General features: G+C 57.5%; 13 protein-coding genes. 10 read left to right on the top strand and 3 right to left on the bottom strand.

Annotated features, from left to right (window positions below):
* The first annotated feature begins 75 nt into the window (after window positions 1–75).
* Window positions 76–456 carry a DUF427 domain-containing protein gene (locus DFR37_RS13670; RefSeq protein WP_113933875.1) on the top strand — a complete coding sequence of 127 codons (381 nt, stop codon included), beginning with the start codon at window positions 76–78 and terminating at the stop codon, window positions 454–456.
* Window positions 457–799: 343 nt separating this feature from the next.
* Here DFR37_RS13670 and DFR37_RS13665 read toward each other — a convergent pair whose 3' ends face one another.
* From DFR37_RS13665 to DFR37_RS13655, 3 genes are all read right to left on the bottom strand, one after another.
* Entirely contained in the window at window positions 800–1,309 is a 510-nt protein-coding gene (locus tag DFR37_RS13665) for a DUF1993 domain-containing protein (RefSeq protein ID WP_113933874.1), read from the bottom strand.
* Between the two features lie 162 nt (window positions 1,310–1,471).
* Window positions 1,472–2,149: a type 1 glutamine amidotransferase domain-containing protein gene (locus tag DFR37_RS13660; protein WP_113933873.1), complete on the bottom strand. Its 678-nt coding sequence runs from the start codon at window positions 2,147–2,149 to the stop codon at window positions 1,472–1,474.
* A gap of 212 nt (window positions 2,150–2,361) precedes the next feature.
* The gene (locus DFR37_RS13655) at window positions 2,362–2,754 is read right to left on the bottom strand and encodes a DUF3597 domain-containing protein (protein WP_113933872.1); all 393 of its coding nucleotides are present in this window, start codon (window positions 2,752–2,754) and stop codon (window positions 2,362–2,364) included.
* A gap of 232 nt (window positions 2,755–2,986) precedes the next feature.
* Between DFR37_RS13655 and DFR37_RS13650 the strand changes: the two genes are divergently transcribed.
* The 9 genes from DFR37_RS13650 to DFR37_RS13610 all read left to right on the top strand — a co-directional run bounded on the left by DFR37_RS13650 (window position 2,987) and on the right by DFR37_RS13610 (window position 14,536).
* Window positions 2,987–4,546, top strand: a complete 1,560-nt coding sequence (locus DFR37_RS13650; RefSeq protein ID WP_113933871.1) for a phospholipase D family protein — start codon at window positions 2,987–2,989, stop codon at window positions 4,544–4,546.
* Window positions 4,547–4,850: 304 nt separating this feature from the next.
* Complete coding sequence (locus DFR37_RS13645) at window positions 4,851–6,113, top strand: M20 family metallopeptidase (protein WP_113933870.1); 1,263 nt, start codon at window positions 4,851–4,853, stop codon at window positions 6,111–6,113.
* Window positions 6,114–6,147: 34 nt separating this feature from the next.
* Complete coding sequence (locus DFR37_RS13640; RefSeq protein ID WP_113933869.1) at window positions 6,148–7,731, top strand: ABC transporter substrate-binding protein; 1,584 nt, start codon at window positions 6,148–6,150, stop codon at window positions 7,729–7,731.
* Between the two features lie 91 nt (window positions 7,732–7,822).
* Window positions 7,823–8,764, top strand: coding sequence for an ABC transporter permease (locus DFR37_RS13635; RefSeq protein ID WP_113934016.1), 942 nt, complete (start codon window positions 7,823–7,825; stop codon window positions 8,762–8,764).
* A gap of 79 nt (window positions 8,765–8,843) precedes the next feature.
* Complete coding sequence (locus DFR37_RS13630; RefSeq protein WP_211317253.1) at window positions 8,844–9,740, top strand: ABC transporter permease; 897 nt, start codon at window positions 8,844–8,846, stop codon at window positions 9,738–9,740.
* A gap of 3 nt (window positions 9,741–9,743) precedes the next feature.
* A complete protein-coding gene (locus DFR37_RS13625; RefSeq protein WP_113933868.1) occupies window positions 9,744–11,375 on the top strand; it encodes a dipeptide ABC transporter ATP-binding protein in 1,632 nt (543 codons plus the stop codon).
* 46 nt (window positions 11,376–11,421) lie between these two features.
* On the top strand, window positions 11,422–12,357 hold the full coding sequence (locus DFR37_RS13620) for an alpha/beta hydrolase (protein WP_113933867.1): 936 nt from the start codon (window positions 11,422–11,424) through the stop codon (window positions 12,355–12,357).
* Window positions 12,358–12,442: 85 nt separating this feature from the next.
* Window positions 12,443–13,372: a LysR family transcriptional regulator gene (locus DFR37_RS13615; RefSeq protein ID WP_113933866.1), complete on the top strand. Its 930-nt coding sequence runs from the start codon at window positions 12,443–12,445 to the stop codon at window positions 13,370–13,372.
* A 111-nt stretch (window positions 13,373–13,483) separates the two neighbouring features.
* Entirely contained in the window at window positions 13,484–14,536 is a 1,053-nt protein-coding gene (locus DFR37_RS13610) for a CDP-6-deoxy-delta-3,4-glucoseen reductase (protein WP_113933865.1), read from the top strand.
* The last annotated feature ends 2 nt before the right edge of the window (window positions 14,537–14,538 follow it).

Raw genomic sequence — 14,538 nt, 5'->3', positions numbered from 1 at the left:
TTTTGGCCGGGATTATTATAAATATCTCGGCCCATGCCGCATCCTGCCATGGGCACTTCCACAGGAGGACAGGTCATGAACGGAAAGCAGGTGAAGACTCCGGGTCCCGACCACCCGATTACTATCGCGAAAAGCCCGGCCAGGGTGATTGTGCGCCTTGCGGGCAAGACAGTTGCCGATACGCGCGAAGCGCTGGCGCTGCACGAAGCCTCGTACGCCGCGGTTCAGTACATCCCGCGCAAAGACGTGGTTATGTCTCTGCTTGAACGAACCGACCATACTTCCCACTGCCCATACAAAGGCGACGCAAGCTACTACAGCATACCCCTGGGCGGTGCCCGCTCGGTCAATGCGGTATGGACTTACGAAGCGCCACCGCCTGCCGTTGCACAAATCAAGGACTATCTGGCCTTTTACCCCGACCGCGTGGACGAGATTGCGGAGCAACCCAACTGAAGCGCAGGCCCCGGAAAAACAAGCACCTTATCCGGCGATGCTCCGCGGGCGCAGCGATGCTTGGCCAGCGACAGGAGCTAGACGTCCAGCACACCGCTCTCGCATTGGCCGACTCGGCACCCGCTGGGCATGGAAATACCTAGGGCTTCGCCAAAAGCCAATAAGCTTCCATCTTCCGGCCTCCAGATCCTGCCCCATGCAAACAGACTTCGGAACTTTTATTTTCGTTTTTTTGCCGTGTGTATTTTCAGACGGGTCCAATTGAAAAGGCGAGCAGTCACATGCTCGCCTTAATCTCGGGCTAAACCCCCGTCAGTTTGGCAGCAGGCTGCCAATATCTAGCTCAGTATTGCCCCATATAGTCGCGCTTGCCCACTTCCAGTCCGTTGTGGCGCAAATTGCCGTATGCCGTGGTGATATGAAAGAAGAACTGCGGCAGGCCATAGCTAAGCAAGTAAGACTGGCCGGTAAGCTTCTTTTCCTTGGGCGTGCCGGGGCGCAAGACGATTTCGCGGTTTTCCTGGCCATCGATTTGCGATGGCTTGATGCCTTCAATAAAGGCCAGCGTCTTTTTGATCAGCTCGCGCAGGTCAGCGAAGCTTTGCTCACTGTCATCGAACTTCGGCACCTCCAGCCCAGCCAGTCGGGCCGATACACCGCGGGCAAAATCACAGGCAATCTGCACCTGGCGCAGCATTTGCAACATGTCGGGAAAAAGCCGCGACTGCAAAAGGACGCCAGGTTCGATATTCCGGGCGGCGGCATATTCTTCCGCCTTCACAAGAATGGCATCCAGGCCATCAAGCATTTGCTTGAAAACCGGAACGGAAGCAGCGTACAGAGAAATAGTCATGGTCTTTCCTTGATTGAGTGTATGGCGATTATAGGCATGCCCGCGTCCATTCGTGCGGCCGCACCGGCAAGCCATCGTGCGGCATAGCTGATTCCGGAACTCCATGGTGTGCTTGTCCGCCTGCCGAAGCCCGGCGGGGGCTGCGCAAAGGCCAGCGGCCAACTACTCGAGCCGTTTTAGCAGCGCCTTTGCCGCCGCTTCGGACGAGGCTGGATTTTGTCCGGTAATCAACAAGCCGTCCTCGACGACATGCGGCTGCCAGTCGGCGGCTTTTGTATAAAGGCCACCACTTTTCTTGAGCATGTCTTCAACGAGGAACGGCACGACCTTGGCAAGCCCTGCGGCCTCTTCTTCTGTGTTGGCGAATCCTGTCACATTCTTGCCCTTGACCAGCAGGCTGTCGCCGGCGCCTTTGACGTGGCGCAGGACTCCCGGCGCGTGGCATACCGCGGCCACCGGCTTGCCGCTGTTGTACATCGACCTGATCAAGCCAATGGAAAAGGCATTCTCGGCCAGGTCCCACAGCGGACCGTGTCCGCCGGGATAAAACACCGCATCGTAATCTTCCGCGGACACTTCGGAAAGCTTTATGGTGTTTGCCAACGCATCCTGGGCGTCGGCATCGGCCTTGAAGCGGTGGGTTGCATCGGTTTGCCCGGCGGGTTCGTCGCTGGCCGGATCCATTGGCGGCTGTCCGCCCAGCGGCGACGCAATAGTTACCTTCGCGCCCGCGTCCTTGAACACATAGTAAGGCGAGGCGAACTCCTCCAGCCAGAAACCGGTGCGCCTGCCGGTTGCGCCCAACTTGCCATGCGAAGTCAGCACCATCAGTATGTTCATGTTCGGCCCCCGAAATTGTTGACGAATTGCCTCGAATATTCTTCGGACTGTCAATGCATCATAGTCCTGGACAGGCACGCTTCAAAGCGCTACATGAAGCCGAGTCGGTGCGTTGGCGTGCCGCCCAGGCGGCACGCCGTCGTCCGGGACATTGCTATTGCCGTTCCTGTCCAGCATGGCACCGGCCGGGCTCCGGCGGACGTAAATGTGAATTAGCTTAAAAGCTCTTGCGGCACGTTGCCGCCATTGGCAGCGATTCGCGCCAGCACGGTCTTGTGCAGCCAAATATTCATTTGGGCCGAATCCCCCATCAAGTTTGCCGGGCAACCAAGCTCTTGCGCCAATTCCTTGCGCGCAGCAAGGCTGCTGTCGATGTCCAAAAGCTTCAGCAGATCGACGATGGAAGTGCGCCAGTTCAGCTTTTGCGGGTTTGCAGCGGCCTTTTGTTCCAGTTGGGCGACTACGTCGACCATAGGCATGACGCCGGACGGTGCCGCGCTTGATGCCGGAGCGGACGGCGCTGAAGCGGGTGACGCCTCGTTGGCGGGGGCCGCGGCCGCATCGCCGATGCCCAGCTTTTGAAGAATCTTGCTAAAAAAACCCATGGTAATCCCCTAAGTGTTTGAACAACTGAAAATGAATCTTTCAACAAGTTGTGCTGCCACATGGACAAAGAGTTGTCCTTCAGCAATATACCAACGTACGCCTGGCCATGGTGTATCAGCAGCGTTACAAAGGTCAAAGTAGGTCAAGCCGCTTCCTTCTTTTATACTGGGCTACGGTCTCGTTGACACAGCCTGAAACTCCCAACCCAACAACTTGCGGACTCCCGGCACAATGAACATACGAATACGTGTGATGATTTACGCTTTGTGCATTTCCCTGGCGTCACTATTGATTACGGGCTGCACGACCGCGCCATCACTGGCCGACCGTACCATCACGCATGCGTTAACACCCGAAGAGTCGCAAGCCACCACACTGGGCAAGGCCGGCATGCGCCTTAGCTCTCCTTACCCCGGCAAAACCGGCATCCACACACTGGCGGACGCTCGCGAGGCTTTTGCCGCACGGGTCCTTTTGGCCAGGGCCGCGCAACGCACACTCGATATCCAATACTACATCTGGCATGGCGACCTGACAGGTACCCTGCTGTTCGATTCGCTGCGCATGGCCGCCGAACGCGGCGTGCGCGTACGCCTGCTGCTTGACGACATGACGACCTCGGGCCTGGATAGCCTATTGGCCGCGCTGGACTCGCATCCCAATATCGAAATACGCCTGTTCAACCCGTTTTTCATACGCTCGCCCCGTTGGATAAATTATCTAAGCGATTTTTCCCGCTTGAACCGGCGCATGCATAACAAATCGTTCACGGCCGACAATCAAGTCACCATCGTCGGCGGCCGCAATATCGGCGATGAGTATTTCGGAGCCGCCGACGACATGGTTTTTGCCGACCTTGACGTGCTGGCAATAGGGCCGGTGGTCAAGGACGTCTCGCGCAACTTCGACGACTATTGGAACAGCCTATCGTCATATCCGGTAAGCCTTATTTTGCCGCCCGGCGACCCCTTGCAGCTTCAATTGCTGGAAGAGCGGGCTTCCAAACTGGAAAACGACCCACGCGCCAGCGCTTATTTCAAGGCGCTGCGTGGTTCCAGCCTGATCCGCCAATTGTCGGACGGCACCATCGACCTGCAATGGGCAAAAACAAAAATGGTCAGCGACGATCCAAGCAAAGGCCTGCGCGAGGCGCCCCCCAACGAACTGTTGACGCATGAGCTCGGGCAAATCATCGGCAAGCCGAAGTCCGAGGTCGAGCTGGTTTCTTCCTATTTCGTGCCTACCGCGGCCGGCGTCGAGAACTTTACCGCCATGGCCAAGCGCGGCGTAAAAATACAAATCCTGACCAACTCGCTCGAGGCCACCGACGTCGTTGCAGTACACGCCGGCTACGCCAAGCGGCGCAAACCTCTGCTACGGGCGGGAATCAAACTTTATGAAATGCGCCGCCTATCCTCGGACAGCCAAGAAAAGCAAAGCGCGGGCCGTTTTGGCATTTCCGGCTCCAGTCTGCACGCCAAAACATTCTCGGTAGATGGATCGCGGGTTTTTGTCGGTTCATTCAACTTCGATCCGCGCTCGGCAAAACTCAACACTGAACTTGGCTTCGTCATCGACAGCCCCGAGTTGGCACGGGCTATCGCCAAAGCGTTCCACGACAAGGTTCCGGAAATCGCCTACGAAGTACATCTGTCGGAAACGGGCGATCTTTATTGGATCGAACAGAAAGATGGCAAAGAAATTCGCCACGACACCGAGCCCGGCGCCAGTCTTTGGCGCCGCCTGGCCGTGGGCTTTCTTTCGCTATTGCCGATTGACTGGATGCTTTGAAAGCCATTCAGGATCAAGACAATACGCCCGCTCGGCAAGCCGTTTTCGGCAAGAATTGCCTCGGCGGCAAAACATCGTGCCGATGGCCGAGACGGCCGAACCGGCAGGCAGGATCCTAGGGGAATCATCTGTTGACAGACGTTATCTCCTGCTCTCACAATTTAGTTGATCAATGCAACTAATTTTTGGCGATATAGACGTTTTCATCTATAGCCAACTTGAAATAAACCGAGAATAATTCAGCCAATATCGGACGGAACAGGCCATGCCGCCAATACCGCAAACCGAACGAACCGGAGACAGGATGAACCCGCTCACCCAAGCCCTTGAAGCCTCAAGCAGCAAATTGCTGCCTGTTCTAGAGGAAATATACAAAGACTTGCACCAGAATCCCGAACTGTCCATGAACGAAGTCCGCACTGCCGGCATCGTGTCCAGTTATCTGGAAAAACTCGGCTTCGAAGTCTCCAGCCAGGTTGGCATAACGGGAGTCGTAGGCGTATTGAAGAACGGCGAAGGCCCAACCGTCATGCTTCGGGCCGACATGGACGGCCTGCCGGTCACCGAAATGACGGGCTTGCCTTATGCCAGCACGGTCAGAGTTAAAGATGACGATGGCACCGAGGTAGGCGTCGCCCACGCGTGCGGCCACGACATGCACACTACCTGGCTGCTTGGCGCAGCCCAAGTCCTTATCGAAAATCGACAACACTGGCAAGGCACGGTGCTGGCTGTATTCCAACCCGGCGAAGAGGTGGGCCGTGGCGCGCAATGCATGATGGACGATGGCATGGTAGAACGCTTTCCCAAGCCCGACGTTATCCTTGGCCAACATGTCATGGTTGCCCCGGCCGGCATGGTAGGGTATCGGGACGGCATTATTCTCGCGGCCGGCGACAGCATAAAAGTCAAGCTGTTCGGGCGCGGATCGCATGGTTCGCAACCGCAAACATCCATCGATCCGGTCATTATGGCCGCATCCACCGCCTTGCGGCTGCAAACCATCGTGTCGCGCGAAATCGCCCCCTCCGACAATGCCGTGCTGACCATAGGTTCGCTTCAAGCGGGCACCAAAGAAAACATCATTCCCGACGACGCCACGCTAAAGCTGAACGTCCGCACCTACGATGAAAACGTCCGCAGCCACATTCTGGGCGCAATCAAGCGCATCTGCTGCGCCGAATGCATGGCCTCGAACGCGCCCAAAGAGCCCGAATTCACTACGATAAACAGCTACCCGATTACACGAAACGACGTCGAAGCCACCCACAAGGCGGCGCAGGCGTTCAAGCGCCAGTTCGGCGAACAAGCCTACGAAACCGAACCGTTCGCGGCCAGCGAAGACTTCAGCGTCTTTGGCCGCGTATGGGGTGTGCCTTATGTCTTCTGGTTCGTGGGCGGCACCGACCCCGCCGTGTACAACGAAGCAAAACAGAACAATACGCTCAACCACATACCCAATAACCATTCACCCAAATTTGCGCCAGTCCTCAACCCCACGCTAAAGACCGGATTGCAATCGATGCTTACCGCGGCATCGGCATGGTTATGCCATGGCAAATCGTAATACCTGACCTGCCCACCCCAATGGAGACAAGAAAATGTTCAAAAAAGCTATAAAACCATTGATTGCCGGCGTCATGCTGGCTGCTGCCTCAATGTCCTTTGCCGCCCCCAACAATGACAAAAACGTATTACGCATGGTGCCCCAGGCCGATCTGAAAGTCCTGGATCCCATCTGGACCACAGCATTTGTAACGCGCGACCACGGCTACATGATTTACGACACGCTTTTCGGCGTAGATACCAAGGGCGACGTGCATCCGCAAATGGTCGATACCTACACCAAAAGTCCGGACGGTATGAAATGGACGTTCACCTTGCGCGACGGGCTGGCATGGCACGACGGCCAACCCGTAACCACCAAGGATGTCATCCCTTCGATCAAACGCTGGGGACAGCGCGATGGCCTGGGACAAAAGATGTTTGCCGCCATCGATAAATTCGAAGCCGTCGACGACAAGACATTCACCATTACTTTTAAACAACCATTCGGCATGGTGCTGGAAGCCTTGAGCAAGCCCGCGTCGAACCCGCCATTCATCATGCCCGAACGTGTTGCCCAAACACCGGCCGACAAGCAAATCAGCGACTACACGGGCTCGGGCCCATATATTTTCAAGAAAGACGAGTTCCGCCCGGGCGAAAAAGTCGTCTACGAAAAAAACACCAAGTATGTACCGCGGTCCGAAGCGCCATCGGGAACCGCGGGCGGCAAGCATGTCTATGTTGATCGAGTCGAATGGGTTATTTTGAAAGACGGCCAAACCCAGGCAAACGCTTTGATCAACGGCGAAGTCGACATGCTGTCCTGGACGCCTCCCGAGCAATATGCAGCGCTCAAGGCCAATCCCAACATCCAGTTGCTGGTGCCCGTTCCCAAAGGTTCGTATGCCATGCACCTGAACCACTTGATTCCGCCCTTCAATAATCCGAAGATATCGCAAGCGGCAATCATGAGCATCAATCAGCAGGCGCTGATGCGTGCCCAAATGGTCAATAAGGACCTCTACAACACCTGCACATCCATCTATCCCTGCGGCTCCACGTATGCCACGGACGATACCTCCTACTTCACCGGCAAGCCCCAGTTCGAAAAATCCAAGGCGCTCTTGAAAGAAGCCGGCTACGACGGCACGCCCATCGTCTTGATGAATCCGTCCGACTTCACCCTGCTTAATAAATTCCCCGTCGTATTGGCTCAACTGCTGCGCCAGGGCGGCTTCAAGGTAGACCTGGTCTCGATGGACTGGCCTTCGCTGCTGGCACGCCGGGCCAAGAAAGACCCCGCGGACAAAGGCGGCTGGAATATGTTTGTCACGGGCTGGGGCGCTTCCGACACCATGAACCCGCTATTTTTCGCGCCCATGACTGGCAATGGCGAAAAGGGCTGGTTCGGATGGGCCACCGACCCCAAGCTCGAAGACCTGAAGGGACAGTTCCTGGCCACTATGGATCCCGCCAAACGCAAAGAACTGGCCCAGGCCATTCAGACAGAAGTCTTCAACTATGGCTTGTACGCGCCATTGGGCGAGTCCACCAACTTTACCGCGGTGCGTAAAGGCGTGGTCAGCGGCCTGGTCGATTCGCCCGTCTCTGTTTTCTGGAATATAAAGAAAAACTAAGCCACTCGAATCAACGGTGCGCCGCATGCAAACCGGCGCACCGCCTGACAGGCAAAACCATGCTTCTACTACCGATGACCCCGAGGTTCCAATGCTAGTGCTTTTGGTTCGCCGAATTGTGGCAACCGTCCCAGTGCTTGTCATTGTGGCGTTGATAGTATTTTTAATGCTGCGGCTGGCTCCCGGCGACCCAGCCGCAATGATCGTGGGCAACAGCGGAACCTCGGCCGACATAGCCCGTGTGCGGGCCGAACTGGGGCTGAACGACTCCCTGCCCGTGCAGTTCACGCACTGGGTTGGCCGCCTGGCTCAGGGCGACCTGGGCGAGTCCTACTTCATGAAGATGAAGGTCACCCACCTGATTGCGCAGCGCATCGAACCCACTGTTTCCCTGTCGCTGCTTACCCTGCTTATTACCATCGTCGTCGCCATCCCCCTGGGGGTTGCGGCGGCGTGGCGCCATGGCGGCTGGCTGGACCGAACGCTGATGGGGTTTTCCGTGCTGGGGTTTTCCATTCCCTCGTTCGTCATCGGCTATCTCATGATTTGGGCTTTCGCCCTGCACTGGAACTGGTTTCCAACTCAGGGATACACCCGGTTCAGCGACGACTTCTGGGGCTGGCTGCACCACTTGGTCCTGCCCGCCATTACCTTGTCCATCATTTACGTAGCCCTGATTGCACGGGTAACCCGCGCGGCCGTGGCCGAAGCGCTGACCGAAGACTACATCCGCACCGCGCGTGCAAAAGGAGTGTCCGAACTTCGCGTGCTGATGCGGCATGCCTTGGCCAATGCGGCCATCCCCATAGTAACGGTCATCGGCATAGGCGTGGCCTTGCTGATCGGCGGGGTGGTGGTGACCGAAACCGTGTTCGCCATTCCGGGCCTGGGACAACTTACAGTAGACGCCGTGCTGTCGCGCGACTTCCCGCTCATCCAGGCCATTACCCTGTTCTTCTCCGTGATCTACGTCATGATCAATCTGCTGGTCGACCTGAGCTATCTGGTCCTCGACCCGCGCGTCCGGTATTAAGGCTAAAAAATTGAAGACTCTCGACGAAGCCATGGCGCCAGGCGCCAAACAGCCGCCGGACCTTTATAACGACGACACGATGCCGGCGCCCGTACGCAGGCGCTCGCTGATGCGCCGCGTGCTGTCGAACTGGTCGGTCCGCATTGGCGGCATCGTATTGCTGATATTGATTCTGATGGCCATCTTCGCGCCCTGGCTGGGTACCATCGATCCCCAGGTCATGGACCCGGCCAATGGCAACCTGCTGCCCGGCACACAGGCCGAATTCGTCAGCCTGGCAGGCGACTCGTTCAACCATCTATACATCATGGGGTCCGACAGCCTGGGCCGGGATATCTGGAGCCGTACTTTGTATGGCGCCCGTGTTTCCATCACCGTGGGGCTGGCGGTGGCGGTCCTGGCTGTGTTCGTAGGCATACTGATCGGCCTTCTGGCCGGCTATTTCCGCCATCTGGACGGCTTGATCATGCGCGTCATGGACGGAGTAATGGCCATTCCCGGCATATTGTTCGCGATCAGCCTGGTGGCCTTATTCGGCGGCACCCTTACCACCGTAATCGTGGCCATTGCCATTCCCGAGATTCCGCGAGTGGCACGCCTGCTGCGTTCGGTCGTGCTGACCGTACGCGAAGAGCCCTATGTGGAAGCCGCCATGGCCCTGGACACCCCCACCTGGAAAGTGCTGCTGCGGCATATTTTGCCCAACGCCATAGCGCCATTGATCATTCAAGGCACATTTGTGTGCGCGGCGGCAATTCTTGTCGAAGCCATTCTTTCCTTCCTGGGCGTTGGGCTGCCGGCGGAAATGGCCACATGGGGCAACATCATGGCCGACGGCCGCGCGCAGTTCAACCAATATCCCCACGGCGTATTGTTGCCGGGCATCTTCCTTAGCCTGACAGTCCTGGCGGTCAATATTTTCGGCGATGGCTTGCGCGACATGCTGGACCCCAAATTCAACAAGCGTGGAGGCTGAACAATGCAAACCACCGCCGCAGTGCCCAACGTACTGTCAATTGAAAACCTGACGATAGCCTTGCCGGCCGGCGCCGACAGGCGCTATGCCGTTCGGCACATTTCGTTCGATGTCGCCCCCGGCAAGGTAGTGTGCCTGGTAGGCGAATCCGGCTCGGGCAAATCCGTGATAGCCAGCGCCGTCATGGGCTTATTGCCTGAAGAAGTCAAACCCCAGGCCGGTTCGATCAAGCTGCAAGGCACCGAACTGGTTGGAGCAAGCGCCGACAAATTGCGCAGCTTGCGCGGCACGTCCATGGCCATGGTGTTCCAAGAGCCCATGACGGCGCTGAACCCCGTAATGACTTGCGGCGCGCAAGTCGACGAAATGCTGGCGCGGCACGTCAACATGGCGCCGGCCCAACGCAAGGCAAGAATCCTCGAGATCTTCCGCCACGTAAAACTGCCGGACCCCGACCGCGTTTTCTCGTCCTATCCCCACCAGCTATCCGGGGGCCAACGCCAACGCATTGTCATAGCCATCGCCCTCATCCTGAAGCCCGCGCTGCTTATTTGCGACGAGCCCACCACGGCGCTGGACGTTACAACCCAGGCCGAAATTCTCAAGCTCATACTGGAACTGCAAAACGAAAACGGCACTGCCGTTCTGTTCATTACCCACGACTTCGGCGTGGTCGCCGAAATTGCCGATGAAGTCGTTGTGCTGCAATTGGGCGATATGGTCGAGAAAGGCCCTAAGCTGGACGTCCTGACCCGGCCCCAAGAGGCCTACACCAAAATGCTGCTGAAGGCCGTGCCCGAGCTGGGCGCACCGCAACGCCCGCCCTTGGGCAATGCCGTGCCGCTGCTTGACGTGCGCAACCTTAGCAAAACCTACAAGACCGGCAGTTGGCCCGGCAAGCGGCGCATCGTGCAGGCCGCCAAGGACATCTCGCTGTCGATCCGGCCCGGCGAGACGCTGGGTATCGTCGGCGAATCCGGTTCCGGAAAATCCACCGTGGCGCGCTGCATTGCCCGCCTGATAGACCCGACATCCGGCGACATTATCTCTGGCGAGCACTCGTTCGCACATCTGGGCGTCAAGCATCTGTCGGCGCTCCGGCGCCTGGTCCAGGTCATTTTCCAGGATCCGTACCGATCGCTGAATCCGCGCCAGACCGTGGGCGCCTCCATTATCGAAGGCCCCATCAATTTCGGAATTCCGCGCGACCAGGCCTGGGCACGCGCCGAAGAACTGATGACCCTGGTGCGGCTAAGCCCCGACGCGCTACGCCGCTACCCCAGCGAATTTTCAGGCGGACAGCGCCAACGCATTTCCATCGCCCGCGCCCTGGCGTGCGAACCCAAAATTCTGATAGCCGACGAAGCCGTATCCGCGCTGGACGTCTCCGTACAGGCGCAAATCCTGGACCTGCTTGCCGACATCCAGCAGCGCTTGTCTATCGGTATATTGTTCATCACCCACGATCTTCGCGTCGCCAGCCAGATTTGCGACCGCGTCATCGTCATGAGTCAGGGCGAAGTGGTCGAACAGGGCGAAATCAAAGACGTCTTTTTTGCGCCCCAACACGCCTACACCAAGACCTTGTTGGCTGCGGCGCCTGGGCAAGGATTTTCATTTGCGGGCGCAGTGTAGCGGCTGCAAAGGTATACTTTAGATCTAAAAAAAACGGAGACTGACAATGATCAAACGCATCGCCGTGGCCGCACTCAGTGCCGCACTGCTCTCTCTGCCTGCCGCCACAATGGCGCAAACGCCTAAAGACGCTCCCGTGTTCATGAATTACACCCAGGCGCAGCTGGATCACAATTACACCCAAGGCGAATGGGCGCCAAACATAAAGCAAATTCTGCAACGCTATGACATGCGCAGCGAAGTAACTCGCCAACGCTTGGGTGCTCCTGAACACTTCGCCTATGGTGACAGCAAGGACGAAGGTCTGGATCTTTTCCGGGCCAAGGCCGCCAAAGCGCCTTTGCACGTATTTATTCACGGCGGCGCCTGGCGTGCAGGCAATGCATCCAGTTATCACTTTCCCGCAGAAATGTTTGTGCATGCAGGCATCAGCTATGCTGCCTTGGACTTCGGCAAAGTTCAGGATATTGGCCTTGACGGTATGACCGCCCAGTTGCGCAAAGCCATGGTCTGGATTTACAAAAATGCCGACAAACTAGGCATCGACCGCGACCGCATCTACATATCGGGCCACTCATCCGGGGCCCACCTGGGCGGCGTGCTGCTGACCACAGACTGGAAGGCGCAAGGTGTCCCCGCCGACATCATCAAAGGCGCGACCTTGATTTCCGGCATGTACGACCTCAAGCCCGTGCGGCTTTCGGTTCGCTCCTCCTATATCCCGTTTACGGATGCCATCGAAGACGCCATGAGCACACAGCGCCATCTGGAAAAAATCCACACGCCGGTAATACTGGCCCACGGCAGCCTGGAAACTGACGAATTCAAACGCCAAACCGACAGCTTTGCCCAAGCAATGCAGGCCGCCGGCAAGCCCGTCGAACTGATCAAAGCTAAGTTCTACAACCACTTTGAAATGATGGACGACTTCGGCAACCCTTACGGGTTGGTTGCAGCGGCAGCACTGAAGCAAGTGAAGTAGCGCGTATCCTTGCTTCCGGCCTGCCCATACCAAGCGGGTTCAACACTGGTTCGAGCCATTACTTACCGCTGCAAGCACGCCGGATATGAATATAAGAACGGTTGACCTGAATTTGTTCCTTGTGTTTCAAGCCATTTACGTGACACGCAATGTCACCAAGGCGGGCGAACACCTGAACATGACGCAATCGGCAGTCAGCAACGCGCTTAAGCGGCTGCGCGAACGATTCGACGATCCGCTGTTCTTGCGGACACAAGTGGGCATGGTGCCGACGCCGCTGGCGGACGCGCTTATCGACCTGGTCGAGGAAGGCTTGCATAAACTCACCCAGGCTATCGACAAGACCCAGCGCTTCGATCCTGCGACAACCGACCGCCTGTTCAGGATCGCCATCAACGACATAGGGCAATTAGTGCTATTGCCGGGCTTCCTGAATCCCGCGCGCGCCGCGGCGCCGTTCGCACGCTTCGAGACAGTTGGCGCTTCCAGTGCTGAAGAGGCGCGCGCTTTGCTGCTAAGCGGCAAGGTCGATATTGCCATTGGAAGCTGGCTGCCCATGGGACCGGGGTTTCAGGTACAGGTTCTGTGCGAGGAGACCTTTGTGGCCTTGATAGGGCGACAGCATAGTATGCAGTCGGATGCGTTCACGTACAAAGAGTATCTGCAGTCCCAACATGTAACGTACCGGCCCAGCGGCGCCAGCGACGCGGCTTTGCAAGACACTTTGTATCAGCAAGGAATACTTGCCGAGCGCAATGTCGTGCTGACAATGGCCCATGCCCTCGGCGCGGCCGACGTAGCGGCAACGTCCGATCTGGTTCTATCGCTACCGATGCGTTTGGCGGGCACCATACTCCGAGGCCGGTCCGACTTGCGCAGCGTACGTCTGCCTTTCCACGTGGGGCCATTCCCAATTTGGCAGCAATGGCATGATCGGTTCAATGCGGATCCGGCCAACCTCTGGCTTCGCGAGCTGGCTTTCCAGGCTTTCCTTAAAGCGCCTTTGCCCGCTTGAGGCTTATTCGCAAAACCCATAATCTCTATCACAACAATTTGTTAGTGCGGGCCGCCGCGTACTCCTATACTTTTCCCGATAACAAACAATATATCCGGAGACAGTATAGGCATGAGCTATACGGTGACACTACAGCCCAGCGGGCGGCAATTCAGTTGCACGTCTCAACAGGCGATTCTGGGCGCGGGCCTGAACGCCGGAGCCGGCTTGCCGTTCAGTTGCCGGTCGGGGGTGTGCCGATCCTGCCGCGGGCGGGTCGCCACGGGCCAAGTCGACCTGGGCAATGTACATCCGGCCTACCTTAGCGAAGAAGAACGCGCCCAAGGCTATGCTCATTTATGCCAAGCCAAGCCGCTAAGCGACTGCACGATAGAAATCGACGAATACGATACCTCGCTAAGCCACCCCATACAACAACTTCCCTCCCGCGTCTTGTCGATCACCCGCATGGCGCCAGATGTAATTGCCTTGACGCTGGGCCTGCCGCCCAATGAGCCCTTGCGTTTCCATGCGGGGCAGTATCTGGATATTGTGTTCGATGACGCGTTGCGGCGCTCCTACTCCATTGCGAATGCACCCGCCGCCGATGGCGTTCGTCAAGTGGAGCTGCATTTACGGCATATGCCGGGCGGCGCATTTACCGATAAAGCGTTCTCGACCCTTAAAGTACGCGAAATGCTGCGCATCGAAGCGCCCCTGGGCCAGTTCTTTCTGGACCAGAAGTCGGACAAGCCTGTCGTGCTGCTCGCATCGGGCACCGGTTTCGCACCTATCAAGGCAATGGTGGAATATGGGATTGCCCAAAAGTCCAAACGTCCCATGCACATCTATTGGGGTGGGCGAACGCGCGCAGACCTGTATCTGCACGAGCTTGCCCTGCAGTGGGCGCGCGACCATGCATACATCCGCTACACGCCAGTGCTTAGCAACGCCACGGCCGATTGTTGCTGGGACGGTCGCGACGGATTTGTGCATCGGGCCGTCATGCAGGACTATCCAGACCTGACGGACCATCAAGTCTACGCCTGTGGCGCCCCCATCGTCGTCGAATCAGCGCGACGCGACTTTATTGGCGCATGCCACCTTCCAGACCACGAATTCCGCGCCGACGCTTTTGTCAGCGAAGCGGATAAAGCATCTCCTGCCCTGGACATTAAGGACTGACC

It is taken from the genome of Eoetvoesiella caeni, from assembly GCF_003315175.1.
Taxonomy (GTDB): Bacteria; Pseudomonadota; Gammaproteobacteria; order Burkholderiales; family Burkholderiaceae_B; genus Eoetvoesia; species Eoetvoesia caeni.
The sequence above is the reverse complement of the archived record's forward strand: the minus strand, read 5'-3'. Positions and strand labels throughout refer to the sequence as shown.

Coding starts and splice junctions, on each gene's coding strand:
- DFR37_RS13670 (WP_113933875.1), top strand. CDS start 76: ATGAACGGAAAGCAGGTGAAGACTCCGGGTCCCGACCACCCGATTACT.
- DFR37_RS13665 (WP_113933874.1), bottom strand. CDS start 1,309: ATGACTATTTCTCTGTACGCTGCTTCCGTTCCGGTTTTCAAGCAAATG.
- DFR37_RS13660 (WP_113933873.1), bottom strand. CDS start 2,149: ATGAACATACTGATGGTGCTGACTTCGCATGGCAAGTTGGGCGCAACC.
- DFR37_RS13655 (WP_113933872.1), bottom strand. CDS start 2,754: ATGGGTTTTTTTAGCAAGATTCTTCAAAAGCTGGGCATCGGCGATGCG.
- DFR37_RS13650 (WP_113933871.1), top strand. CDS start 2,987: ATGAACATACGAATACGTGTGATGATTTACGCTTTGTGCATTTCCCTG.
- DFR37_RS13645 (WP_113933870.1), top strand. CDS start 4,851: ATGAACCCGCTCACCCAAGCCCTTGAAGCCTCAAGCAGCAAATTGCTG.
- DFR37_RS13640 (WP_113933869.1), top strand. CDS start 6,148: ATGTTCAAAAAAGCTATAAAACCATTGATTGCCGGCGTCATGCTGGCT.
- DFR37_RS13635 (WP_113934016.1), top strand. CDS start 7,823: ATGCTAGTGCTTTTGGTTCGCCGAATTGTGGCAACCGTCCCAGTGCTT.
- DFR37_RS13630 (WP_211317253.1), top strand. CDS start 8,844: ATGCCGGCGCCCGTACGCAGGCGCTCGCTGATGCGCCGCGTGCTGTCG.
- DFR37_RS13625 (WP_113933868.1), top strand. CDS start 9,744: ATGCAAACCACCGCCGCAGTGCCCAACGTACTGTCAATTGAAAACCTG.
- DFR37_RS13620 (WP_113933867.1), top strand. CDS start 11,422: ATGATCAAACGCATCGCCGTGGCCGCACTCAGTGCCGCACTGCTCTCT.
- DFR37_RS13615 (WP_113933866.1), top strand. CDS start 12,443: ATGAATATAAGAACGGTTGACCTGAATTTGTTCCTTGTGTTTCAAGCC.
- DFR37_RS13610 (WP_113933865.1), top strand. CDS start 13,484: ATGAGCTATACGGTGACACTACAGCCCAGCGGGCGGCAATTCAGTTGC.